Source organism: Lachnoclostridium sp. Marseille-P6806 (genome assembly GCF_900625025.1).
Taxonomy (GTDB): Bacteria; Bacillota; Clostridia; order Lachnospirales; family Lachnospiraceae; genus CAG-791.
The window spans coordinates 93,233-115,915 of the sequence record NZ_LR130574.1; the positions used below are offsets into that span (position 1 = coordinate 93,233).

General features: G+C 57.2%; 19 protein-coding genes. 5 read left to right on the plus strand and 14 right to left on the minus strand.

Going from position 1 to position 22,683, the window contains the following annotated elements; all coding sequences use genetic code 11:
- Positions 1–45: 45 nt before the first annotated feature.
- The 5 genes from E0E20_RS00430 (at position 46) to E0E20_RS00450 (ending at position 6,086) form a co-directional block, all read left to right on the plus strand.
- Complete coding sequence (locus tag E0E20_RS00430) at positions 46–1,434, plus strand: sodium-dependent transporter (protein WP_130836106.1); 1,389 nt, start codon at positions 46–48, stop codon at positions 1,432–1,434.
- Positions 1,435–1,744: 310 nt separating this feature from the next.
- A complete protein-coding gene (locus E0E20_RS00435) occupies positions 1,745–1,969 on the plus strand; it encodes a helix-turn-helix domain-containing protein (protein WP_130836107.1) in 225 nt (74 codons plus the stop codon).
- On the plus strand, positions 1,966–3,825 hold the full coding sequence (locus tag E0E20_RS00440; protein ID WP_130836108.1) for a DNA adenine methylase: 1,860 nt from the start codon (positions 1,966–1,968) through the stop codon (positions 3,823–3,825). The genes E0E20_RS00435 and E0E20_RS00440 overlap by 4 nt, the downstream gene beginning before the upstream one ends.
- A complete protein-coding gene (locus E0E20_RS00445) occupies positions 3,818–5,047 on the plus strand; it encodes an HNH endonuclease signature motif containing protein (protein WP_130836109.1) in 1,230 nt (409 codons plus the stop codon). Before E0E20_RS00440 ends, E0E20_RS00445 begins: the two co-directional genes overlap by 8 nt.
- A gap of 298 nt (positions 5,048–5,345) precedes the next feature.
- A complete protein-coding gene (locus E0E20_RS00450; protein WP_130836110.1) occupies positions 5,346–6,086 on the plus strand; it encodes a DUF2334 domain-containing protein in 741 nt (246 codons plus the stop codon).
- Positions 6,087–6,099: 13 nt separating this feature from the next.
- Here the strand turns inward: E0E20_RS00450 and asnB (E0E20_RS00455) are convergent, their stop codons facing one another.
- From asnB (E0E20_RS00455) to argF, 14 genes are all read right to left on the minus strand, one after another.
- The gene (gene asnB / locus E0E20_RS00455) at positions 6,100–8,079 is read right to left on the minus strand and encodes an asparagine synthase (glutamine-hydrolyzing) (RefSeq protein ID WP_130836111.1); all 1,980 of its coding nucleotides are present in this window, start codon (positions 8,077–8,079) and stop codon (positions 6,100–6,102) included.
- Positions 8,080–8,092: 13 nt separating this feature from the next.
- Complete coding sequence (locus E0E20_RS00460) at positions 8,093–9,202, minus strand: SGNH/GDSL hydrolase family protein (RefSeq protein WP_130836112.1); 1,110 nt, start codon at positions 9,200–9,202, stop codon at positions 8,093–8,095.
- A complete protein-coding gene (locus E0E20_RS00465) occupies positions 9,199–10,338 on the minus strand; it encodes a glycosyltransferase (protein ID WP_130836113.1) in 1,140 nt (379 codons plus the stop codon). The genes E0E20_RS00460 and E0E20_RS00465 overlap by 4 nt, the downstream gene beginning before the upstream one ends.
- 14 nt (positions 10,339–10,352) lie before the next feature.
- On the minus strand, positions 10,353–12,293 hold the full coding sequence (gene asnB / locus E0E20_RS00470; protein WP_130836114.1) for an asparagine synthase (glutamine-hydrolyzing): 1,941 nt from the start codon (positions 12,291–12,293) through the stop codon (positions 10,353–10,355).
- A 164-nt stretch (positions 12,294–12,457) separates the two neighbouring features.
- On the minus strand, positions 12,458–13,228 hold the full coding sequence (locus E0E20_RS00475) for a hypothetical protein (RefSeq protein ID WP_130836115.1): 771 nt from the start codon (positions 13,226–13,228) through the stop codon (positions 12,458–12,460).
- A gap of 69 nt (positions 13,229–13,297) precedes the next feature.
- Positions 13,298–14,407 carry a glycosyltransferase gene (locus tag E0E20_RS00480; RefSeq protein ID WP_130836116.1) on the minus strand — a complete coding sequence of 370 codons (1,110 nt, stop codon included), beginning with the start codon at positions 14,405–14,407 and terminating at the stop codon, positions 13,298–13,300.
- Positions 14,408–14,429: 22 nt separating this feature from the next.
- Entirely contained in the window at positions 14,430–15,374 is a 945-nt protein-coding gene (locus tag E0E20_RS00485) for a methionyl-tRNA formyltransferase (protein ID WP_130836117.1), read from the minus strand.
- A 51-nt stretch (positions 15,375–15,425) separates the two neighbouring features.
- Positions 15,426–16,610: a glycosyltransferase gene (locus E0E20_RS00490; protein WP_130836118.1), complete on the minus strand. Its 1,185-nt coding sequence runs from the start codon at positions 16,608–16,610 to the stop codon at positions 15,426–15,428.
- Positions 16,589–17,872, minus strand: a complete 1,284-nt coding sequence (locus E0E20_RS00495; RefSeq protein ID WP_242622590.1) for a glycosyltransferase — start codon at positions 17,870–17,872, stop codon at positions 16,589–16,591. The genes E0E20_RS00490 and E0E20_RS00495 overlap by 22 nt, the downstream gene beginning before the upstream one ends.
- 37 nt (positions 17,873–17,909) lie before the next feature.
- Positions 17,910–18,884: an SDR family oxidoreductase gene (locus tag E0E20_RS00500; protein WP_130836119.1), complete on the minus strand. Its 975-nt coding sequence runs from the start codon at positions 18,882–18,884 to the stop codon at positions 17,910–17,912.
- Between the two features lie 68 nt (positions 18,885–18,952).
- Entirely contained in the window at positions 18,953–19,996 is a 1,044-nt protein-coding gene (gene dusB / locus E0E20_RS00505; RefSeq protein ID WP_242622591.1) for a tRNA dihydrouridine synthase DusB, read from the minus strand.
- Positions 19,986–20,390 (minus strand): DUF6145 family protein, encoded by a 405-nt coding sequence (locus E0E20_RS00510; RefSeq protein ID WP_130836120.1) that lies wholly within the window; start codon positions 20,388–20,390, stop codon positions 19,986–19,988. Before E0E20_RS00510 ends, dusB begins: the two co-directional genes overlap by 11 nt.
- Positions 20,390–21,469, minus strand: coding sequence for a biotin--[acetyl-CoA-carboxylase] ligase (locus tag E0E20_RS00515; protein WP_130836121.1), 1,080 nt, complete (start codon positions 21,467–21,469; stop codon positions 20,390–20,392). The genes E0E20_RS00510 and E0E20_RS00515 overlap by 1 nt, the downstream gene beginning before the upstream one ends.
- A gap of 76 nt (positions 21,470–21,545) precedes the next feature.
- Complete coding sequence (argF, locus tag E0E20_RS00520) at positions 21,546–22,592, minus strand: ornithine carbamoyltransferase (protein WP_130836122.1); 1,047 nt, start codon at positions 22,590–22,592, stop codon at positions 21,546–21,548.
- Between the last annotated feature and the right edge of the window lie 91 nt (positions 22,593–22,683).

A 22,683-nucleotide genomic window follows, 5' to 3' on the forward strand; every position in this document is an offset into this window, starting at 1 on the left:
ATTCCGGATTCGATTCCTGCGGGCATCCGCAGACGGGAGGAACAGATGAAAAGCGAATCATCCTTTACAGGCCAGCTCGGTTTTATCCTGACCGCGGCGGGAAGCGCCGTCGGCGTCGGAAATCTCTGGCGTTTTCCCTATCTCGCCGCCAAGGACGGAGGCGGTCTGTTCCTCATCGTCTATCTGATTCTTGCCCTGACGTTCGGCTACACCCTGCTCTCCTCCGATATCGCCATCGGCCGGAGAACGCAAAAAAGCTCGATTCTCGCCTATACGGAGATGAACCCGAAATGGAAATTTCTCGGTGTTCTGACATTTCTCGTCCCCGTCATCATCATGACCTACTACGCCGTCATCGGCGGCTGGATCACCCGCTATGCCGCGGCGTTCCTTGGCGGCGAAGCTCTGAAAACCGCAGACGCCCATTACTTCACCGACTTTATCTCCTCTCCGTGGATCGCGGCCGCGTTCGCCCTGCTCTTCATGGCGGTCACGGCGTTCATCGTCTACATGGGCGTGGAGAGCGGCATTGAAAAGGTCTCGAAATTCATGATGCCCATTCTTCTCATCATGGTGATCGGCATCGCCGTGTTCTCCCTGACGCTCCGTCACGAGGACGCGGACGGCCGCATCCGCACGGGTCTTCAGGGACTTCTGATTTATCTCACGCCCGATCTCACCGGACTTACCGTGAAGCGCTTCCTGCAAATTCTTCTGGACGCCATGAGCCAGCTTTTCTTTTCCCTTTCCGTCTCCATGGGAATCATGATCACCTACGGCTCCTATGTGAAGAAGGACGTCAATCTGAACCACGCCGTCACCATGATCGAGGGCTTTGACACCCTCGTGGCGTTCCTCGCGGGAATCATGATCATCCCGGCCGTCTACGTGTTTCAGGGAACCGAGGGGATGGGCGCCGGTCCCAGCTTGATGTTCATTTCCCTGCCGCAGGTGTTCGCCTCCATGGGAAAGGCCGGCGCCGCGGTCGGAGCCGCCTTTTTCATCATGACCGTCTTCGCCACGCTGACTTCCTGCATCTCGGTCCTTGAAACGATTGTGGCCAACTGCATGATCATCTTCCGCAGCGGACGGAAAAAAACAACGCTGGCGCTCACGCTCGTCTATCTCGCCGCATCCGCGGTCATCGCCCTCGGGTACAGCGTGTTCTACGTGGAGATCAAGCTTCCCAACGGCTCGGTCGGACAGCTCCTTGACCTGATGGATTACATCAGCAACAGCGTCATGATGCCGTTTATTGCTTTCCTCTCCTGCATCCTCATCGGCTGGATCGTGAAGCCGCTCTATGTCACAGAGGAGATGGAATACGGCGGCGCCGTCATGCGGAAAAAGGGCCTTTACAGCGCAATGGTGAAATATGCCGCCCCGGTTCTGATGCTGATTCTCTTCATTCAGTCCACGGGAATACTGAACTGATCGGCCGGGGATTTCTATACAATAATTGCGTATCACATGAATGAATCAAGAAATGGTTTCTGCCGCGTCTGTATCGATTTCAGCGGCAGCCTGATCTTATATCTACGGCGGGCAGGGTATAACCCTTGCCCGCTTTATTTGTACGCCCCACTCATTGCCCGCGGGAATAAATTTTCATAGATGCTCTGAAAATTCACATTTTCGTGATACAATATATGGCGTACACCGTGACGAAGAGGAGGCGTAAAGCCGCCTGCGCGGATTCTACGGCGCATGCCTCGCACAAAACACTTCGGCATTGAGGATTACTATGGCTGTAAGTTACAAGAAATTATTCCATATGCTGATAGACAGAAATATGACAGCTGCGGAGCTTCAGAAAAAAGCCGGATACAGCGCCAATATTTCAACACGAATGCGCCGGGACGAGTATGTGTCCCTCGATTCGATAGAAAAAATATGCCGAGTATTGGGCTGTAAGGTAGACGATATCGTTGATTTCATACCTGATGAGGATAAGGTGTCAGAGAAATGAGATTTATCGGAAATAAAGAGTCAATCGTAGAGCAAATTGATTCTTTTATTGATAGCAAAATAACATCCAATGATAAGCTCACTCTATTCGATGCGTTTTGCGGAACAGGCTCTGTATCAGACAGATTAAAAAATAAATTTGGCGTTGTTATTAATGACAATCTTAGGTGGGCCACCGTTTATACCGCCGGCAGATTATATGCTCCAATCTGTCATTTTGAAAAGCTTGGCTTTGATCCGTTTGATTTTTTAAATCAAAGCTGTGATAAAATTCACGGTTTTATATATAAAACATACGCTCCGACGGAAAGCGAAAGAATGTATTTTACTCCTGAGAATGCAGCACGGATCGACTATTTCAGAAATCAGATAGAAGAATGGTATAGAGGCGAATTGCTTACTGAATCAGAATATATGTTTCTTCTTGCCAGCCTTATAGAGTCAGTATCAAAGGTTTCAAATACTGCAGGAGTATACGGTGCGTTCTTAAAAAAATGGGATGGACGAGCATTAAAACCGATTGAATTTGTAAAGCCGTCATATAATGAACGCACACCAGAAGATGTTAAAATCTATAATGATAAAATAGAAACTATCATTTCGAACGTCGAATGCGATATTCTATATTTAGACCCACCGTACACACAGAATCAGTACGGAACACAATATCATTTGCTTGAAACATTAATTTTGAATGATTTTCCTTGTGTTAGCAAGGTGACGGGATCTCGCCCCGTCATGCCTATGAGATCTGATTGGTCTAAAGAGTACAAGGTTAATATCCTTTTCGACAAGATTATTGCTAAAACCAAAGCGCGCTATATTGTCCTTAGCTATAACAATGACGGCTTCATGTCTAAAGAATATATTGAAGCTGTTATGAAACGCTATGGAAAAGCAGAAACATATTGCTGTAAAAAAATTAGCTATAAAAAATATCAGAACTGGAAGTCACAAAACCATAAGGAACATTTTGAATATTTATTCTTTGTAGAGAAAAAGAATCCATCGAATGTTGTATATGAATCACCGCTCAACTATATAGGAAACAAAACTCGTGTAATTACAGAAATAAAAAAAGGTCTTCCTGTCGATATAGACAATTTTATAGATGCGTTTGGGGGCGGTTTTAATGTTGGAATCAATATAAATTCTGAAAGCATCATATACAATGAGTACAATCACTTTGTCAAGGAACTTATCGAATCCTTTTGGCATTATGATACGTTTTCCTATATTGTCTATATGAAAAAAATAATACAGCGCTTTAAATTGGAACGTGGAGATAAAGATTCCTATCTCAAAGTGCGCAATTATTACAACTCTTTTAGAGAGAATAAACGTGATCCACGATTATTACTCGTAGTAATACTATATAGTTTTCAACAACAGGTTCGTTTTAATGGAAACCATGAATTTAACAATCCTGTGGGGATGCGATGGTTTAACGATAAGATTTTGGAAAAGCTTATAAGTTTTTCCCGCCGTATAAAGGAATTAAATGTTCGATTCTACTGTTCAGATTACACGGAAATGTTTCAACATGTTAATGATGGGCACACGTTCATATATCTCGATCCACCGTATATGCTTACCAATGGCTCGTATAATGATGGAAAAAGAGGTTTTAAAGGCTGGGATGCTTCGCAAGAGTTTGCACTCTTCAATTTTTTGGACAGATTAAACAGCGTGGGAAGCCGATTTATGCTGTCCTACATTTTGGAACATAAAGGCAAAATAAACCAAAATCTACTGAATTGGACGAGAGACAACAATTACCACATCATAGAATTGGGAGATATTCTAGGGATATCCGGAAGTCGCAGAAAGGAAATATTGGTAGTCAACTATGAATGATAAACCTTTATTTGTAATCAAGCGAAATTTACAAAAATCTGCACAGACAGGGGTAACCTTTCAAGATCAACTTGAGGATGAAAACCTAAAAGATATCTGCCAGAAAATAACCGGTCGCTCGGATTATAATTGTCAATATGTAGAAAATGATTATAGCGATGTTTTTTTAGCTAACACCTATAATAAGGGCCGTCTGGCAACACTCCGCTATGGTGGCTATGTTCACTTCATAACATTTTCAGAACTAGCTGTCGAGGGACGCAACTCAAGTATTCAGAGCGTGCCTACGGCATTTAATATCTTTTATATGTGCCCGTATGAAAAGAAAAAATTATATTATTATTTCATCTGCAAACATGGAAATCCAGCAACAGATTATCATTTGTTCATCTATAGGCTTATGCAGACAGTAGGATTCACTTTCTTGAATTTTCCCATCTCATCCGCAACAACTAGTTTTGTAACAATTGAAGACATGATGCGAGCACGTGATGAGAATCGCGGAACAAACAGAAGCAATAATTCCACTTATATTAGCAAAAACGAAGACGGCAAATATGAGGCTTATTGCAAAACCTATGGTGCAAGCAAATATGAATCCAGTCTTATATGTTATGCAATGTCCATGATAATTGGGCACGCAGAAAAAATAAAGCTATATGAAATATTAGAAGGCAATTTGAACGAACTGCCAGACTCAAGTTTACAAGTCCTTAGAAAAATGGACACGGTTGATATTATAAAAACCGACTTGACTTTTGAAAAAAGAATTTTTGAAGAGAGCCGTGATAATCAACTGCGTTCTCCGAGGTATCAGTATAATCTGCTCAATAAACTCGGAGAGAAACATTGCGCCCTGTGTGGATGTACGATTCCTGATATAATTCAAGGCGCACATATCTGGCCTGTTGCGAGCATAAAGGCTGCAAAATCAATCAGTATAGATGATAAAGTTCGATATGCAACAGATGGGGATAATGGCCTTTGGCTGTGCGAGAATCACCATAAATTGTTTGATAGAAACATAATTGCAATTATGAGTGATGGTTCCGTTAAATATAATCATAGCCTTTCCGCATCCTATATTCCTTATCTGCATACATTTACAGAAAATACACAATTGCCGTCCATGTACCTAAACGATAAGTTTAAGCACTATGTTGAACTTCGTAACAGAGTTCTGGATGCTGCAAGTTTTGTCAGGTTTAAATTGCACTCATAATTATTCAGCCGGCTCAGCATATCTTTTAAGATATACAAGTACAGCTGAAGATAAGCGGAAGAAAGAACTGACCCTTGAGAAGTCAAATACCCCGCCGCAGAACACCTGAATAAAATTGCCGAAGCCCAAATAGCCCCCCATCGCAGCCGCAAAACCGCCTGCGCGGACCTTTCAGCAAACGAAACTGCTGTCCGGCAGAGGGACGGCACGAGCCGCAACGCGACTCGGCACCCTGCGCGCTGGCGCTGGGTGATTGCGGCGCATACCTCGCCGGGAACACTTCGGCACGGAGGACAACATGAAGATTGCGCTGCGCATGGATGATATTACCGCCGATATGGACTGGGCCCGTTTCCGGAGAATGAAAGCACTGCTGGACCGCGCCGGAATACGCCCGCTCATCGGCGTCGTGCCGTCGCCGCAGGATGCAGGGCTCCATTTCGAGGCGCCGCACGAAGACTTCTGGGCTTCCGTAAGACAGTGGAAAGAGGCCGGCTGGACCATCGCCATGCACGGCCTCACACATGTTTATACCACGGCGGACGGCGGCATGTTTCCGCTGAACCGCCAGTCCGAATTTGCGGGCCTTTCTCTCTCCCGGCAGCGGGACATGATCGCGGAGGGGAAACGGCTTCTTGCAGAGCAGGGCATCCGCACGGATATCTTCATGGCCCCCTCCCACTCCTACGACCGGTCTACTCTGACGGCCCTGAAAGACAACGGCTTCACCCGTATCACGGACGGCTTCGGCCGCGCGCCCTACCGCTGCGCTGGCATGACGTTCTATCCGATCTCCGCCGACCGGCGCAGGGCTCTTGCCGCCCGCAGAGGCATGACCACCTTTGTCCTCCACACAAACACGATGACAGAGAGCGACTTCGCTTTCTATGAGACACTGCTGGAGGGGGGAAAGGTGATCTCCTACGACGAGCTGCTGCAATGCCCGGCCGGGCCCAGAGGTCCTCTCGGGTGCGCTCTGGAGTACGGCATGGCCCGCGGAAAGCGCTTCCTTGTCGGGCTCCGAACTGGGCGGGGGTGATCCTCCGCGGCGTTCAGGCGCTCTGCCGTCCGCCTCTCTCTGATCTCATCCATTCCTCGAACATCAGCACATACCAGATCTGCGGCCTCCACACGCCGTTCCGCATGAAATCATCCCAGAGCCGGCGCACCGCCGATACATTGAGAAATCCCTCCGCCCGGAGCCTTTCCGGCACAAGCAGCTCCTCCGCCCACTCTCTGAGTCCCGGCTCGCGGAGCCATCCTGCCACCGGCACGGAAAAACCCTTTTTCGGCCGGTCCATGAGCTCTTTCGGCACGTAGCGGTAAAGGACGTTCCGAAGTATCCGCTTCCCCGTTCCGTCCCCGCGAAGAAACTCCACCGGGAGAGACCACGCAAATTCCACTACATCCCTGTCAAGCAACGGCACGCGGGTCTCCAGAGATACCGCCATAGACGTCCGATCCACCTTTACCAGAATATCGTCCGGCAGATACAGCAGCATATCCCCCAGCATGCAGTCATGATACAGCTCTCCCGGCTCGTCCGGCGGAAGCGCGGCATACGGCGTCTCCTCCGGGATCAGCGGGAGCGCCGCTCCGTCTGGGGAAAGAACAAGGCCGTCCGCAAACGGATCGCTGCAATATGCGGAATCATGAATGTCAAGAGGCCCCCGCGCGGCAAGCTGAAGCCCCCGCCCCCGCCACAGCTTCTTTCCGGCAAGCGGGCTGCGCAGGAGAGCCGCCCCTGCGGGCCTCCTGAGGAGGGGCGGGAGCTTTTTCGCTTTCCGCCACTTGCCCTCCGCCCACGAATAGGCATTATAACCCGCAAACAGCTCGTCCCCTGCATCGCCGGAAAGGGACACCGTCACGTGCTGTCTCGTCATCCGGCTGACGAGATAGGTCGGAATCTGCGAGGAATCCGCAAAGGGCTCGGAGAACATCGCCGGAAGCAGCGGAATGACGGCCTTGGCGTCCTCCTCCGTGATATACAGCTCCGTGTGATCGGTGCCGAGCTGCCGTGCAATCTGCGCCGCCGCCTCCGCCTCATCGTGCTCCCGGTCCTCCATGCCGATCGTGAAGCTCCGGACCCGCGCCGTGCTCTCCGCCTGCATCAGCGCCGTGATCGTGCTGCTGTCAATCCCCGCGGAGAGGAACGCGCCCAGCGGGACATCCGCGGCGCTCTGCTCCCGGACGGCGCGCCGGAGAAGACGCTCGAGCTCTGCCGATGCCTCCTCAAAGCTCCCCCGGAACCGGTTGCTCTGTCCGCGCTGCGCCGTCTCCCGCAGCGACCAGTAGGGGGTCACAAAGGCGCTCAGCTCCCCGACGCTCCGCACCGCGCGCCCCGTCCCCGCACCGCCGCGCGAGACGCCCTCCACGCCGTCCTCCGTGACTTTCAGCGTCAGCGTCGTCCCCGGCAGGAGCTTCGCCGCATTCCGGTAGATCGTGCAGGGCGCGGGGATATAGCCCCGCGCAAAATAAAAAGGCAGCACACGGCGATCCGGCTCGCCGTCAAAGCCGTCCAGCAGAGCAAGGCTTCCCAGCTCCGAGGCAAACGCAAAGACAGCTCCCGCAAAGCCGTAATACAGCGGCTTCTCTCCGATCCGGTCCCGCATCAGCGTGAGCTCGCGCCGCTCGAGATCATACAGCGCGACGGCAAACATCCCCCGGCACGCCCGCAGCGTCTTTTCTATTCCGAACGCCGCAAAGCTCTCGAGGAGAATCTCCGTGTCCGAGCTCCCCCGCAGGGAAGAGACATTCCCCTCCGCGAGCAGCTGCGCACGGAGCTCCGCGCTGTTATAGATCTCGCCGTTGTAGACCATCGCATAGCGCCCGGAACGGGAGAGCATCGGCTGCGCGCCGGTTTCCGTGAGGTCCACCACCGCAAGGCGGCGATGCCCCAGCGCCACCGCGCCGTCGCCGGAGACCCAGCTCCCATCCGCATCCGGCCCGCGGTGCGCCATGCGGCTCTTCATTCTCTCAATATTCTCTTTTGCCGCCGGCCCGCCGTGAATCAGCCCCGCGATTCCGCACATAAAAAACCTCCATTCACTCCGCTTCCTCCGGCTTTTTCGCGTAGCTCCCGTCCTCGATATGCCCCCGTATCGTCTCCATCGCCGCCGCCTGCTCCGCCGTCCACTGCTCATAGGCCGTCTGCCACGAGCCGTAGCGCGCATCCCCGCGGCGGTCCGGCAGATCATAGTTCTCGGCGAGGTACCGCTCAAACCATGCCGTGACTTTCTGCGCTCCGGAGGCATTGGTGTGACTGCCGTAGTCCTTGAAGTCAGACGCTCCATCAAGACCAATCGCCCCGTACTCCCGGTTCATGTTCACAAAACCGAAGCCCTCCGAGCGCACGCGGGTCCCGATATAATTGAACATCTCCATCTGTTCCTTTGTAAGGAGGTAGGGCGAAACGATAAAAAGAGCCTGCTGCCCTCTCTCGTTCAGCCAGTCCATGAGCTCTGTCAGACACTCGTCCTGTACCGCCGGAATCGGCGTCTCCGCCATATCCTCCGACCAATCCTCCAGCACGATGGGAGCGACATCGTCTGTGATATCAAAGCCTTTCTGCGCGTCCGGCACGTTGTAAAAAGCCGTTTCCCACTGACCGAAAAGGCGAAGCGAGCGCCAGTTTGCATGATATTTGAAAATATCAAAATAATAGCTGTACGCTTCCTTGTCCGGATCCGAGATCCCGCCCTCCACGCGGCTCTCGTCAAGCAGGGTGCGGATCGCCGCCGCCCGGTTAGCCGAGTAGCGGAGATTGTCCGTCACCCCGCGCGTGAATGCCATGTTGTTCGTCATATCATGCTCGTCGCCCGTGTACATGCGCACTTCAAAGATGAGAAGCTCCGGGCTTTGCCGCGAGAGCGCCTCCTTTGCGAGATAGAGCTGGGCTGCCGGCCGCTGCGTGTTCGTCGAAAGAGGGTAGCACACCAGTCCCGTCTCCCCGTACATCTGCGGCGTGCTGTAATACGGGAACACCGGACTCGACCCGATCATCACCGCGTCGATGCTGTGCTTCGGCTCCGCATAAAATCCGTTGAAGCGGTCCTTGACGTCTCCGTTTGTTCGCAGGATATACGTGAGGCGCGCGAGAAGAAACAGAAAGAGGGCAAGAAAAAGAGCCGATTGCATCCATTGTTTTCTGGTCATTCCGATACCTGTCCCCCGCTGCTTCCATCCAGCACGCTCCGCAGATACTCTTCCCAGCGGGCAAGCGCCTGCTCCGGAGCGCAGAGCTCCCGGACCCGGACGGCGGCCTGTCCCATCCGCGCGGCAAGCTCCGGCGCCTCCAGCAGCTCCCGGCAGGCCTCCTCCATCGCCCTGGCATCGCCCACCGGGACAAGGATCCCGTTCTCATGGTCACGGATGAGCTCGCCCGGGCCGCCGCAGGGACAGTCCGTCGCGATGCAGGGAAGTCCCAGTGCCATGGCCTCGAGCAGAGCGTTCGGCATCCCCTCCCGGTTCGAGGCAAGGAGAAAGAGCGACGCCCGGCTGATCCGTTCCGCCACGTCCTCCGTCGTCCCGGCAAAAAGAACCCGCTCCGCAAGTCCGAGCCGGCATGTCTCCGCCTCGAGCGCCTCCCGCGCGGGGCCGTCTCCGTACAGCACCAGCCGGTACTCCGGAAATGCCGCCGCCAGACGTGAAAACGACGTGATCATCAGCTTTTGATTTTTATTCTCATCGATGCGTCCCACGGAGACAATGGTCTTCTCCCGCTCGCCCGTCCACGGCTCCCGCATGAACTGTTCATGCAGCGGATTCGGAAGAATCACGGCCTTTTCCGCGATAACCTGCGGAAAAAAATCCTTTCCCGCCGCGGTCTGGAGCACGACTCCCGCCGCGCGCGGGAAAAACCGCAGCATCTCTCTGCGCAGTCTCGGATCGGCGTACTCTCTCGCGGGATCGCTGCGGACGGACACGACGACCGGAATCCCCAGTCCCGATGCCGAGGACAGGGCCATGACGTTATTTTTTCCGATAAAGGAGAGTATGATATCCGGCCGCTCCTTTTTCCATATCCCCCGAAGCTTTTTCCAGCGGCGGAAAAAATTGACCGGCCTCCCGACAAGCGGCAGCGCACAGAGCTCCCGCCCCGTGATGTCCGAGAGAACCCGGCGGATGCCGTCTCCGCCCGCATGACGCAGCCGGTATTCGTCCGGACGGCGGTACTGGGTCACAAGCGTCACCTGCCAGCCCCGCTCGCAGAGATAATCCGCCAGATTCGCCATCACGCGTTCCGCACCGCCCTTATTCAGTGAATTGATAAACAACGCAATGTTCGGCATCCGCTTCTCCGTGTTCATCCCATATATTTTTCATACCACTGCTGAAAGACAAAAAACGACCATGCCAGCTTGGAATAGTTCGCCCCGGTCGCAGGACCCCCGTCCCCCTTTGCAAGGTAGCCCGCCATGAGCCTTGCGGTATAATCCGAGTCGAACAGTCCCTGCCGGGCAAGAAAATCCCGGTCGCAGTACGCCTCGAGCCGCTCCCGGAGAGGGCCCCGCAGCCATTTGTCGAGCGGAACGCCGAAGCCCCGCTTGGGCCGATCAAGAAGCGCGCGCGGGATGTAATCATAGGAGAGATCCTTGAGTATCGCTTTCTTCTCCCCTCTGCGGCACTTGAACGCATGGGGAATGCGGAACGAAAGCTCCATCACCTCCTGATCGAGGATGGGGCAGCGGGTCTCCAGCGAATATTTCATCGACGCACGGTCGACCTTGCACAGAATATCGCCCGGCAGATAGTACTCCATGTCAAGCAGCATCCTCCGGATCTGCCAGTTTCTCACGCCGTAGCGGCTCTCCACCGGATAATTCACGGGGAGCATGCCGCCCGCGGAGGGGCCGCCGCTTCCCTCCGGAGCCTGCACCATCCGGATCGCATGCTCCACATAGCTCCCCGCGCCGAACTGGGTCTTCGTCTCGCGGTTCCGGTTGGCCGCGACCACGCGGACGCGGAACGGATAACGCGATTCCAGCTTCCGCCCCCCTCCGGCCGGAAGCTGTCCCACCGCATGGGCGAGCGCCCCGATTCCGTCAAGAAGCTGTGCCTGCCGAACATTGTCATAGATATTGTAGCCGCAGTAAAACTCGTCGCCGCCGTCGCCGGAGAGGGCGACCGTGACCTCGCGCCGCGCCAGCATGGACACAAGCATGGTCGGGATTTGCGAGCTGTCCGCAAAGGGCTCGTCGAAGTATGCGGGAATGCTGTCCACAAGCCCGAACATCTCGTTTTCTCCGATGCAGAGCTCCGTGTGATCGGTCCCGAGATGCCGCGCCACCTCCCGCGCGTATCCGGATTCGTCGTACTGCTTCTCCTCAAAGCCGATGGAAAACGTCCTGAGGGGCTGCCCGCCCTCCTGCAGGGATATCCTCTGCGCGATCGCCGAAATCAGCGAGCTGTCGTAGCCCCCGCTGAGAAAGGAGCCAAGCGGAACATCCGCGACCATGCGCTCCCTCGTCGCGGCGGTGAGCGCCTCCGAGAGCCTCCGCTTCGCCTCCGCGTAATCCCGGATCGGATCGGCGGCCATCCGGTGATAAACCTCCGGAACGCTCCAGTACCGCGTCTTCATAAGACGCTTCTCTGCCGGCCCGCCGCCGAGCCGCAGCGTCATCCGCATGCCCGGCTCCAGCTTGTACACATTCTCAAAAATCGTCTCCGGCGCGTTGATGTACTGCTGAAACAGGAACCTCGCCATCACATCCCGCCGGATGCACCCGGTAAAGCCCGGACAGAGCAGAATCGGCTTCAGCTCGGAGGCAAAGGCCAGCTCCGTTCCGTCAAGCCAGTAGTAAAAGGGTTTCTTCCCGATGCGGTCCCTCGCAAAGACAAGCTTTCGCTCCTCTCTGTCATAGATCGCGAGGGCAAACATTCCCCGCAGATGATCGAAGCAGTCCTCTCCCCATTTCCGGTACGCCGCAAGAATGACCTCCGTATCGCAGGAGGAGCGGTAGGGATAATCCGGCAGCTCGCTTCGCAGCTCCCGGAAATTATAAATTTCTCCGTTGAACACGATGACGAGCCCCCCGTCCGCCGAGGTCATCGGCTGATGGCCCTGCGGGGACAGGTCGTTGATCGAAAGCCGCCGGTGCGCCAGCAGAACCTGCACGCCCTCCGCCGCCTCAAAGCGGGCGGTTCCGGCGTCATTCGGCCCCCGGTGCGTCATGCTGTCGTTCATCGCCGACAGCGCCTCCTCCGTAATCCGTTTTTTTCCGATGTATCCGCAGATTCCGCACATACGAACCACTATGCCGAAGCACTTTGTGTCAGGCGCGCGCCGCAAAATCCGCGCCGGCGGTTTTGCGGCTGCGATCAGGAGCAATTTGGGCTTCGGCACAAATTGCTGTGTGAAAAATCAGCGCATCAGCGTGATTTTTCACACAAATAACCCGCCATTCCGTGTCATTGCTTCCGCAGGAGGCTGGGAACCGTCTCAAAGTGCTCCCGCAGCTCCGCGAAATCCTTGCACTCATTGTCGATCGAATCGATCATTTCCATGTACTTCTCATCGATCAGAGTGCGGTAATTGTTCAGATTGTCATAGCCCTTTTTCGTCCACGCAAAGGGATGCGTCAGAATCTGCACCCTGCGGTGTCCCCGGATATTCGCCTCGTCCGGATAACCGTAGCGCCAGATATGATTGGCGTCGGACATATATTTGACCGCAAGGGACGTATCGTCCGTCACGTTCGGCGCAAAGCTGAAAAAGTCGTCCTGGTAGGCGTTGAGTATCCCCGGCAGCTTGATGTTTTCCGCCAGAACATCGGGCGAGGGCCGGTGAATCGAGAATGCGCGGATCTCAAAGCCCAGCATATCGCTCAGCATATCGATCTCCTTGCGTATTCTCTTCCGGACGAGCTCCATATCCGTCATGCCGTTCAGCGCAAAGTGCAGGCCGATATGCTGCCCGCGCTCGTGCATGTCCGTGAGAATATCGCGGTTCTTGCGGGAAAGGATATTGTAGGAATTGTTCGTCCACTGGAAAAAGTAGGTGGAGCGGAAATCCATACTCTCCTCCACCTTGGCAAGCTCTCTCGCCCTCTCGACGGAATATTCCACATCGTGGCGCATGATGATGAACGCGTCCCGTTCAAGGGCCTCTGCATAGTCCGCCTGCAGCCCGGTCTCCTTGATGCGCCGGATGATTTCCCGATAATCCTCATATGAAAACATGTTCTCTCCTTTGCCGAAAAACGAGCGCACGGCTCGGCATTCCGGATTCTCTGCACTGTGAGGAAACACTCAGCGCGCCCCGGGAGCCGAGACCGTCTCCAGATATGCGCGCCACTGCCGGAGTATCACCTCCCCGGAGGCGCGCTCCGAGAGCCGCGCCGCCTCCGCGCCGAGGCGCTCCGCCAGCGCGTCGTCCTCGATCAGCCGACAGATTCCCTCCGCCAGCGCCTCCGGATCCCGTATGGGCACCAGCAGTCCGTTTTTCCCGTTTTCGATAATCTCTGCCGGCCCGCCGCAGGGACAGTCCGTCGCGACCACCGGCATACCGAGGGCCATGGCCTCCATCAATGCGTTCGGCAGCCCCTCCCAGTCGGAGGAAAAGGCATAGATCCGGCCCTTTGTGAGCTCTCTCTCGAGCTCGCCACAGGCTCCCATCAGCATAACATAGGATTCCGCCCCCCGCTCCCGGATTTTTCTCTCCAGAATTTCTTTCGTCCCGTCGCCGCTGTCCCCGCCGTAAATCCGGAGCACATAGTCCGGGTGCCTGCGGTGCACGAGCTCAAACGCATCCAGCAGCATCGGCTGATTCTTGAAATCCACAAGGCGCGCCGACTGCACGACGCTCTTTTCGCTGCGCTCCGGCCGCGGACGCCCGATGTATTTCGGGTGAATGGGATTCAAAATGATCGCGGAACGATCCTGAAGATACGGACGGAAAAACTCCCGCTGAAGCGTGGTCTGAAAGACGCAGCCCGCGGCCCGGGGAAAAAGCAGGCGGATCTGAATCCGGTCCGAGAGGCGGTCATAGTGCCCCACCGGGTCCGTGCGGATCGAAATGACCACGGGGACGCCGGTCCCTTTCCCGGCCATCAGGGCGCGATAATTAGCACGCTGGGCGAATGCGCAGAGCACATCCGGACGCTCTGCCTCCATGAACTGCCGCAGATATTTCACCCGCAGCCGGAACTTCCGTACGCGGCTCTTTTTTTCATCCTCCGGGCGAAGCCCCACATGGACGCGGCGCACACGCGGGTCCAGTAAATACTCATTCTGTCCCGTCTCCTCCGTCGCAACGAGGACCTCAAAGCCCTCTGCCGCAAACTGATTGGCCAGATTGCTGACGACGCGCTCCGCGCCGCCCTGCTCCAGATTGTTGAGATGAAACGCTATTTTATGCATAGAAGATAAACGCTCCCGCTCCTCAGTACAGAAGATCGCCCGCCTGAGGCTCCGCCCCGCCCTCGAAACGGTCGATGAGGAGCGAGCCGTCTACGGTCCGCACGACCGGCCTGCCGTCGAAGACATCAACGATTTCACCCGGCGCATAGTCCGAAAAATCGATCATCTCATCAAAGGGATGCGCCTCCCATACCGTGATCCGGAAAGCGTCCTCCGCATCCGCCCCTTTTTTCAGGAAGCAGTACGCACCCGGAAACGGCGCGGTCACGCCGCGGATCAGATCGTAGATATGACGGGTTCTGTCGTGGAAGTCGATCTTCCCGTCCGCCGGCGTCCGCTTGGCGTACCACGAGTCAAAGTCCTTTGAATCCCTGCGGATCGGAATTTCCCCGCCCTGCCGGTAGGCTGCGATCAGCTTTCGGATGAGGCGCTTGCTGCAGATCATGTTTTTGTACTGCGCCGTGCGGATATCATCGTGTTCGTTCAGCGAAAACAGCTCCGTCGCAAAGACGTTCGGACTGTCCGCTTTCTCATCATAGCGGAAGAGATTCAGATGAAAGCGCGTGTCGCCGAGAATGATCGACCAGTTGAGCGGCGAGCGCCCGCGCCCGAACGGCAGGTAGCCGCAGTTCCCGTGAAATCCGAAGATGCCGCGCGAGAACGCGTCCAGAACCGACGGCGGGATGAGCCTCTGCCATCCCATGACGATGCCGAGGTCAAAGGTGTTTTCTCCGATGAAGCGCTGCGTCCTCTCGTCGGTGAGGAAATAGGACTTTGCTTCAAACACCGGAATCCCGTATTTTTCTGTCAGAAACGAGAGCCCCTTGAAGCCGGAAACCTGATTGCGCGCTGTCACCTCCTGCGCGATCGTGATGACCAGTTCCACCGGACAGAGCTCCCTGTGAATAAATTCAATGATATGTTCGGACGTATCCTTGACGCCGAAGACGACAACACCGTAGTGCATATGAATCCTTTCTGCAAAACGCCGCGCAGGAATCACCGCTGCCGCGCAGCGTCAGATGCCGAGAAACTCCCGGCAGCGCTCCCTGTACCGCTCCATGGAAAAATCCGCCGCGCGGACTTTTCCCGCCCTGCCGGCCTCCTCCCGCGGCGATTCCAGCAGCGCCCGCATGCTCTGCGCCAAATGAATATCCTCCTCGGGGATGTGCTCCGCGGAGAGATCCTTTTCTCCGGAAAGCGGCGGAAGCAGCACGCCGCACGGCGCGCCGGCCCCGGAAATCAGAATTTCACGCGGGCCTGTCGGGCAGTCCGCCGCGATCACCGGAACGCCCAGCGCCATCGCCTCCACCAGAGCATTCGGAAAGCCCTCGTTGATCGAGGTCAGGATATACCCGTCCGCCATCTGCAGCAGCGGATGCGGCTCATGCAGGACACCGGTAAAGAGGACATGCTCTGCTATGCCGAGCTCAGATGCAAGCGCTTTGTATTCCGCAAAATCCCCGAGACCGATGATCACAAGCCCCGCGCGGGCAACGTCCCCCGCCTCTCTGCGCAGGACGGCGAACGCCTTGATGAGATGCCAGAAGCCCTTGACGTCGTCCTCCCGCCCCATGCTCATGAAAAGCACGGCATGGCGCTCCGTAAACCGGCGGATATCCTCTCTCTCATTAAAAAGTGCCGCCCGTCCCTCCGCAAGAGCCGCCCTCTCCGGCACGGAAACCGGATTGTAGAGGGTCACGGCGCTCCCGCAGCCGTAATCCCGGCGAAGCTCTTCTTCAATGGCCGCGGAACAGCATATCACCTGGTCAAAGCGTCGGCAGAACAGACGGATTTTCCACGGATTCTGCATATCCTGATAGCTCCGTATGCTGCCGATGCAGCGGTCGCCCGCCCGGGCAAAGACATTGGCCAGATTCGCCGTCTGCCCCAGACTGTAAGAAATCCGGATTCCCAGCTTTTTTTTCAGTCTTTTCAGGGCGCGGACCCTCGCCTGCCACGTGACGAGCTTGCCGAGTCTCCCGGCTCTGCTCGGGAGCCCGAGATCCACGACCGTGAGCCCCGTCACATCGTAGTCCGTGTGCTCGGTCGTAAATGCCGCGATCGTGATTTCATAGAACGGGGCGAGAAGCCGCGCCGTCAGTACACAGACCCGCTCAAAGCCGCCCTGATGAAGCGCCGGCACGACAAGCAGAAGACGCGGACGGGACGAATTGTTTTTTATTTCAGCGACAGATACCATTCCTGCATGCTCCTTGCCTGTCTGCGGATATCAAACCCGGCCTCCGCGAGAGCGGCCTGCGCAGCCTCTGAACGCCCGGGCCGTCCGCAGAGCTGCACACTCTCCGTCCCTGCTCCAGCCGCCCGCTCTGTGCCCTCCGCACAGAACGCAGCGTCGCCTGCAGCCTGCTCCGACGCCAGCGTCCGAAGCTCTCTGATCCAGCGCTCCGGCTCCTCCAGCGAAAGCCTTTCTACAAACGGCGTGACCGCCGTCTCGTCCGTGATCCGATCCGAGATCAGACAGGGAAGCCCCGCCGCCTGCGCCTCGATCACCGTCCCCGGCAGCCCCTCGTACAGCGAGGGAAACACAAAGACATCCATCGCCTGATATAAGGCCTGCGTCCTCCTGCGCGGCTGCTGCCCGCAAAACATCACGCGCTGTGCAAGTCCCGCCGCGGCAAGCCGCTCCCGGACGGCGTCCATGCGCCTGCCCTCTCCGACAAGGAGAAGACGGAAATCCCCTTTCTCCCCGCTGCACAATTCGATGAAACGCTCCGCAAGATAGGAGTGGTTCTTGGCATCGTCAAAGCGTCCGACATGCCCCAGAACAACGGCATTTTCCGGGATCCCGAGCTCCTGCCGGACGGCCTTTCGGACAGCGGGCCGAAAGCGAAATTCCTCGATTTCCAAGGCATTCGGCACCACTCTGACCCGCCCGGAGCGCATCATCCGTCTGCCGTATACCGCCTCCCCGGCAAGCCGCGAGCAGGCCAGCAGATGATCCGCCGCAAAAGGGAGCGGCACGCGCAGAAGTCTTGTCGCCAGCCCGCGAAGCCCGGACGAAACGCCGGCGCTCCGGACGTGCGCAATGACAACCGGCACCCCCGCGCGCTTCGCGATCGGCAGGTAGACCGAGGCCATGGATGTCATATGCCCCTCGACAGCGGCAAAATCATGGTGCTCCGCAAAAAAACGCCGCGCCGCCCGCCGGTATGCCGCGAGGTTTTTCCCATTGAAGCGGGGCAGCGCATAGATCCTCGCGCCGAGAGTGCGTGCCTCCGCGTCATAGGCCTCCGGCTCCCGCCGCTGCATGAGCTGCTCCGTCGTCGGAGATGCCGTCCCCGGAACCGGCGCAGCGCTGTGCACCAGAAAATCGAACTGCACCCGGCTCCGGTCAATGTGCCGGTAAAGATCCATGATGCGGCTCTCCGCGCCGCCCATATTCAGAACGCCGAGCACATGAAGAATGCGGATCGGCTTTCCGCCTGCCATGTCTCCCGTCATCTCCCTCTCCGCCGGAACATCCGCGCTCCGCGCACGCTCACAGGTTTTCACGATACCAGTCGATCGCGAGCTGAATGCCCGCCCTGAAATCATAGGACGGATCGTAGCCGAGCTTCTCCCGCGCCGCCGTGATATCCGCGTTGGAATCCCGGATATCCCCTCTTCGTTCCGGTCCGTAATTCGGCTCGCGCACAATCCCCAGCGCATCGCAGAGCGCATGGTAGACGTCGATCAGATATTCCCGGCCGCCCGCGCCGATGTTGTAGGCCGCGCCCGCCGCATCGCCGGACGCCAGACAGGCGCGCAGGTTCCCCTCGATCACATTGTCGATGTAGGTGAAATCACGGCTCTGCCGCCCGTCCCCGTTGATGGTGGGCGTCCCGCCGTTCATGAGGAGCTTCAGGAACTTCGGAATGACCGCCGCATACGCGCCGTCCGGATCCTGTCTGCGGCCGAACACATTGAAATAGCGGAGCCCGTAGGTATCAAGACCGTACAGCTTTTTGTAGAGCTTTCCGTATTCCTCGTCCGTCCGCTTGGTCAGCGCATAGGGAGAGAGCAGCTCGCCCTCGCCGCCCTCCTTTTTGGGGAGCGTCGTTGAATCGCCGTAGACGGAGCTCGAAGAGGCGTACACAAATTTTTTCACGCCGTTCTGCCGCGAGGCCTCCATCATATTGAGTGTCCCGCGGATATTGATCTCCTCGTAGAGAAGCGGCATTTCGATGGAGCGCGGGACGCTTCCCCACGCCGCCTCGTTCAGAACATAGTCCGCGCCCTCCGTCGCCGCCATGCAGGCGTCAAGATTCCGGATGTCCTCCTCAATAAAGCGAAAGCGCGGATGAGCCAGAAACGGCTGTATGTTCTCCTTATGTCCGGTGGACAGATTGTCCATGCAGCGCACGGTATACCCCATGCGAAGCAGCGCCTCACAGAGGTTGGAGCCGATAAAGCCCGCCCCTCCGGTGACGAGAAATACACTGTCCGGATCAAATTGCAACTGTTCAAAGCTCATAATTCATCCTCTCCGCCTGCCGCGGCAATCAATTCACTTGTATCATTGTAGCACAGATGCTCTTTATATCAGAAGCAGCGGTCAAGAAGCGCCCGGAGCTCCTCAAAGCTTTCCACCCGGTTCACCTCCTCCCGGATCCGGGAGGAGCCCGGGAATCCCGCGATATACCACGCGACATGCTTGCGCATCTCCTGCATGGCGACCGCCGGGGACTTGAAGCGAAGCTGAAGCTCCGCATGCCGGAGTATCATCGCTTTCCGCTCCGCACCGCCGTGCGGCGAATGCCTCCCGGCGCTCCGCGCCGAATCGTCCCCGCCGCGGAGAAGATATTCCTGTATGTCACCGAAAATCCACGGGTTCCCCTGCGCACCCCGGCCGATCATCACCGCGTCGCACCCTGTTTCCTTAAAGAGCCGGAGCGCGGAGGGGCCGTCCGTCACATCGCCGTTGCCGAATACCGGGATGCGAAGCGCCTCCCGGACCTCCGCGATTTTCGTCCAGTCAGCCCGCCCGGAGTACATCTGCGTCCGGGTTCTGCCATGGACGCCGACCGCCGCGGCGCCCCCCTCCTGCGCGGCCAGCGCACATTCCACCACATTGATATGCGCCTCGTCAATGCCGGTTCTCAGCTTGACCGTCACCGGGCGCGAGCCGTGGGCGGCCGCTGCGCGGACCAGCTTCTCAATGAGCTCCGGCGATTTCATCAGCGCCGAGCCCTCGCCGTTGTTCACGATTTTCGGCACCGGGCAGCCCATGTTGATATCCAGAAGATCAAAGGACGGCAGAAATCCGTCCTCTGCCGTCCTCCCCTCCTCCATGCGGTCCAGCGCCTCCGCCATGATCTCCGGTTCATGCCCGAAAAGCTGCAGGGAAACCGGTCTCTCCTCCGGAAGCGTCCGCATCAGGGAAACGGTGGCGCGGTTGCGGTAACAGACCGCTTTCGCGCTGATCATCTCCATACAGACAAGCCCCGCCCCCTGCTCATGACAGAGCAGACGAAAAGGCAGGTCGCTTACCCCTGCCATCGGAGCCAGTATGAGCCGGTTCGTAAGGACGGCGCTGCGTTCTCTGCCTTTTATTTCCAGTGGTTCCGTATAATATTTATTCATCATCGTCCGTGGATTTCCATATCGCCGTGCTCTCCTCATCGAACACGCTGCCCGGATCCTCGTGAAATATCATGATGCGGTAAAACATGGAAAGGGACTCGAACAGCTCTTTCTTTTTCCGGCGGAGCTCGCGGATCATCAGCCCGCAGCCGATTTCATCATAGAGAAGATCGCCCTCGTCCGCCTGCGTCTCCATCTCGACGTCCCCGGCAGGCGTAAACACGATCGTGAAGATTCCGCCGACCTCCTCCGTGAAGAGCACGCAGAGAATATGCAGCTCGTCTTTCACACTCTCCGGAAGCCTGTCAAAGGCCCGGTTGAAATAATATTTCTTATCATAGGCGCTGGCCGCGCATAGTACGACGCGGATCCTGCGGTGTTCCAGCTTTTCATCCATCAGACATAGCCCTCCACTCCGCGGACGGAAACCTCCCCCGCGGAAATAAGACGCAGCTCCGGCGCGCCGCCCTCTCCCCCGGGGCCTCTCACGGCGTCCGGGAGCACGCGCAGCTCTCCGCGGTCCGTGATGCCGACCGCCGTGCCGTTAAACGGTTCTTTCGGATCCATGACGCGCACGCCGCGGTTCATATTCACAAGCAGCGCCTCATACCGCGCGCGAAGAGGGCGGAGCGACCCCGCCTCCTCAAAAAGACGGTAAAGCTCTTCAAAGCGGCGCCAAATCCTTGCCGTAAGAGCCGCCCGGTCAAGGCGTCTCCCGCCCTCGGCAAGCCGCATGGAGGTCGCCGTATCCCGGAGCTCCTCCGGAAATTCTGTCATATTGACATTGATCCCGATACCGATCGTGACATCGCGGATCTCTCTCTCCTCAAGGCGAAGCTCCGTAAGAATGCCGCACATCTTCCGCCACGCCGGCACCGAACGGCTCCTCACGACCACATCGTTCGGCCACTTGATCCGATACTGCGGCACGTCCTTCGTGTCCTCCTCTGCAGCCAGAGCAGACGCGGCGGCAGATTCATTCGCCGCCTCGCAGGCCGCCAGAGCCATGACAATCGTGACCATCGGCACAATGTCCGTGGGGAGCTTCGGCCGAAGCAGAAGACTCATATAGATATTTCCCTCGTCCGGCGAAATCCACGCCCGCCCGCGGCGGCCCTTGCCTTTGGTCTGCCGCGCCGAGACGACGAGCGTCCCCTCCGGACTGCCCTCGTCGGCCAGAGCGGCAATATCGTCGTTGGTCGACCTCGTTGCCGCGCGGAAGATAACCGGATGTCCTACCCACGCCAAAAAGGCGAGCCGGCTCTCCAGCTCCGCCTGATTCAGGATATCGGCATCCTGCGTATCAAGAAGACGGTACCCCCGGTTCGGAACCGAGGCAATCGGATAACCCTCCTCCCGGAGCCTCCCGACCGCTTTCCACACCGCGGTGCGGGAAATGCCGAGCTCCCGGCTGAGCTGCTGCCCGGAGAGAAAGTCCCCCTCCTCTTTGAGTCTGCGAAGTATTTCTTTTTTCAAAATCAACCGCCGTATTTCAAAATGCTGTGCGCGCCGATCCGGGCGGCATCCGTCCTCCGACGCGGTTTCCGCTGCGTCATGACTCCAAAAGCGTCTTCGGAAGCTCTCCCCGGAACGACTCCGGCACGCCGAGCGTCGCGGCGATCACCGCCTTGATCGTGTGCATGCGGTTCTCCGCCTCCTCGAACACGACCGACTGCGGCCCCTCGAACACCTCGTCCTCGACCTCCATCTCCGTGACGCCGAACTTCTCACAGATACGGCGGCCGATCCCGGTTTTCTGATCGTGAAATGCCGGCAGGCAGTGCATGAAAAGAGCCTGCGGCCCCGCGGCCTCCATGAGTCTGCGGGTGATGCGGTACGGCGTCATCGCCTCGATGCGCTCGGCCCAGACCTCATCCGGCTCTCCCATCGAAACCCACACATCCGTATAGAGGACATCCGCTCCCGCAGCGCCCGCCTCCGGATCGGAGGTCAGAGAAATGCTTCCGCCCGTCTCCTCCGCCGCCGCGCGGCAGAGCTGCGTCAGCTCTTTCCCCGGGAAATATTCCTCCGGGCCGCACAGCGTAATGTGCAGCCCCATTTTCGCGCCGGCCGCCATCCACGAGTCCGCCATGTTGTAGCGGCAGTCTCCGAAGAACGTCAGCCGCTTCCCGCGGAGCGTCCCGAGGCGCTCCTGCATCGTCAGCAGATCCGCCAGCATCTGCGTCGGATGAAATTCATTCGTCAGGCCGTTCCAGACCGGAACCGACGCATAGCGTGCAAGCTCCTCGACAATCTCCTGCCCGAAGCCCCGGTACTCGATCCCCTCGTACATGCCGGACAGCACGCGCGCGGTATCGGCGATGCTCTCCTTTTTCCCGATCTGCGATCCCGTCGGGTCAAGATACGTCGTCCCCATCCCGAGGTCATGCGCCGCCACCTCAAAGGCGCAGCGGGTGCGGGTGCTGGTCTTCTCAAAGATGAGCGCCGCATTTTTCCCGCGGAACCACTCGGTGAGGACCCCCGCGCGCTTCGCCGCTTTCAGCCTTGCGGCCAGCAGGAGAAGAGCGGAAATCTCCTCCGGCGTGAAATCCAGCAGCTTCAGAAAATCCCGGCCTTTCAGCCCCTCCAGAACGGACATGGCTCCTCCTCCCGCGCGGCAGTCAGGACAGCAGCCCTGCGCAGACGTCCCGCCGCATCGTTAATGGAGATATGTTAGCACAAACCATGGA

What these genes read in the sequence shown, in the direction of transcription:
- E0E20_RS00480 (WP_130836116.1), bottom strand. Translation starts at nt 14,407, where the DNA reads ATGCATAAAATAGCGTTTCATCTCAACAATCTGGAGCAGGGCGGCGCG.
- asnB (WP_130836114.1), bottom strand. Translation starts at nt 12,293, where the DNA reads ATGTGCGGAATCTGCGGATACATCGGAAAAAAACGGATTACGGAGGAG.
- E0E20_RS00510 (WP_130836120.1), bottom strand. Translation starts at nt 20,390, where the DNA reads ATGGATGAAAAGCTGGAACACCGCAGGATCCGCGTCGTACTATGCGCG.
- asnB (WP_130836111.1), bottom strand. Translation starts at nt 8,079, where the DNA reads ATGTGCGGAATCGCGGGGCTGATTCACGGCGGGCCGGCGGCAAAAGAG.
- E0E20_RS00475 (WP_130836115.1), bottom strand. Translation starts at nt 13,228, where the DNA reads ATGTTTTCATATGAGGATTATCGGGAAATCATCCGGCGCATCAAGGAG.
- E0E20_RS00465 (WP_130836113.1), bottom strand. Translation starts at nt 10,338, where the DNA reads ATGCCGAACATTGCGTTGTTTATCAATTCACTGAATAAGGGCGGTGCG.
- E0E20_RS00440 (WP_130836108.1), top strand. Translation starts at nt 1,966, where the DNA reads ATGAGATTTATCGGAAATAAAGAGTCAATCGTAGAGCAAATTGATTCT.
- E0E20_RS00445 (WP_130836109.1), top strand. Translation starts at nt 3,818, where the DNA reads ATGAATGATAAACCTTTATTTGTAATCAAGCGAAATTTACAAAAATCT.
- dusB (WP_242622591.1), bottom strand. Translation starts at nt 19,996, where the DNA reads ATGATGAATAAATATTATACGGAACCACTGGAAATAAAAGGCAGAGAA.
- E0E20_RS00495 (WP_242622590.1), bottom strand. Translation starts at nt 17,872, where the DNA reads ATGACGGGAGACATGGCAGGCGGAAAGCCGATCCGCATTCTTCATGTG.
- E0E20_RS00485 (WP_130836117.1), bottom strand. Translation starts at nt 15,374, where the DNA reads ATGCACTACGGTGTTGTCGTCTTCGGCGTCAAGGATACGTCCGAACAT.
- E0E20_RS00460 (WP_130836112.1), bottom strand. Translation starts at nt 9,202, where the DNA reads ATGACCAGAAAACAATGGATGCAATCGGCTCTTTTTCTTGCCCTCTTT.
- argF (WP_130836122.1), bottom strand. Translation starts at nt 22,592, where the DNA reads ATGTCCGTTCTGGAGGGGCTGAAAGGCCGGGATTTTCTGAAGCTGCTG.
- E0E20_RS00450 (WP_130836110.1), top strand. Translation starts at nt 5,346, where the DNA reads ATGAAGATTGCGCTGCGCATGGATGATATTACCGCCGATATGGACTGG.
- E0E20_RS00435 (WP_130836107.1), top strand. Translation starts at nt 1,745, where the DNA reads ATGGCTGTAAGTTACAAGAAATTATTCCATATGCTGATAGACAGAAAT.
- E0E20_RS00500 (WP_130836119.1), bottom strand. Translation starts at nt 18,884, where the DNA reads ATGAGCTTTGAACAGTTGCAATTTGATCCGGACAGTGTATTTCTCGTC.
- E0E20_RS00490 (WP_130836118.1), bottom strand. Translation starts at nt 16,610, where the DNA reads ATGGTATCTGTCGCTGAAATAAAAAACAATTCGTCCCGTCCGCGTCTT.
- E0E20_RS00430 (WP_130836106.1), top strand. Translation starts at nt 46, where the DNA reads ATGAAAAGCGAATCATCCTTTACAGGCCAGCTCGGTTTTATCCTGACC.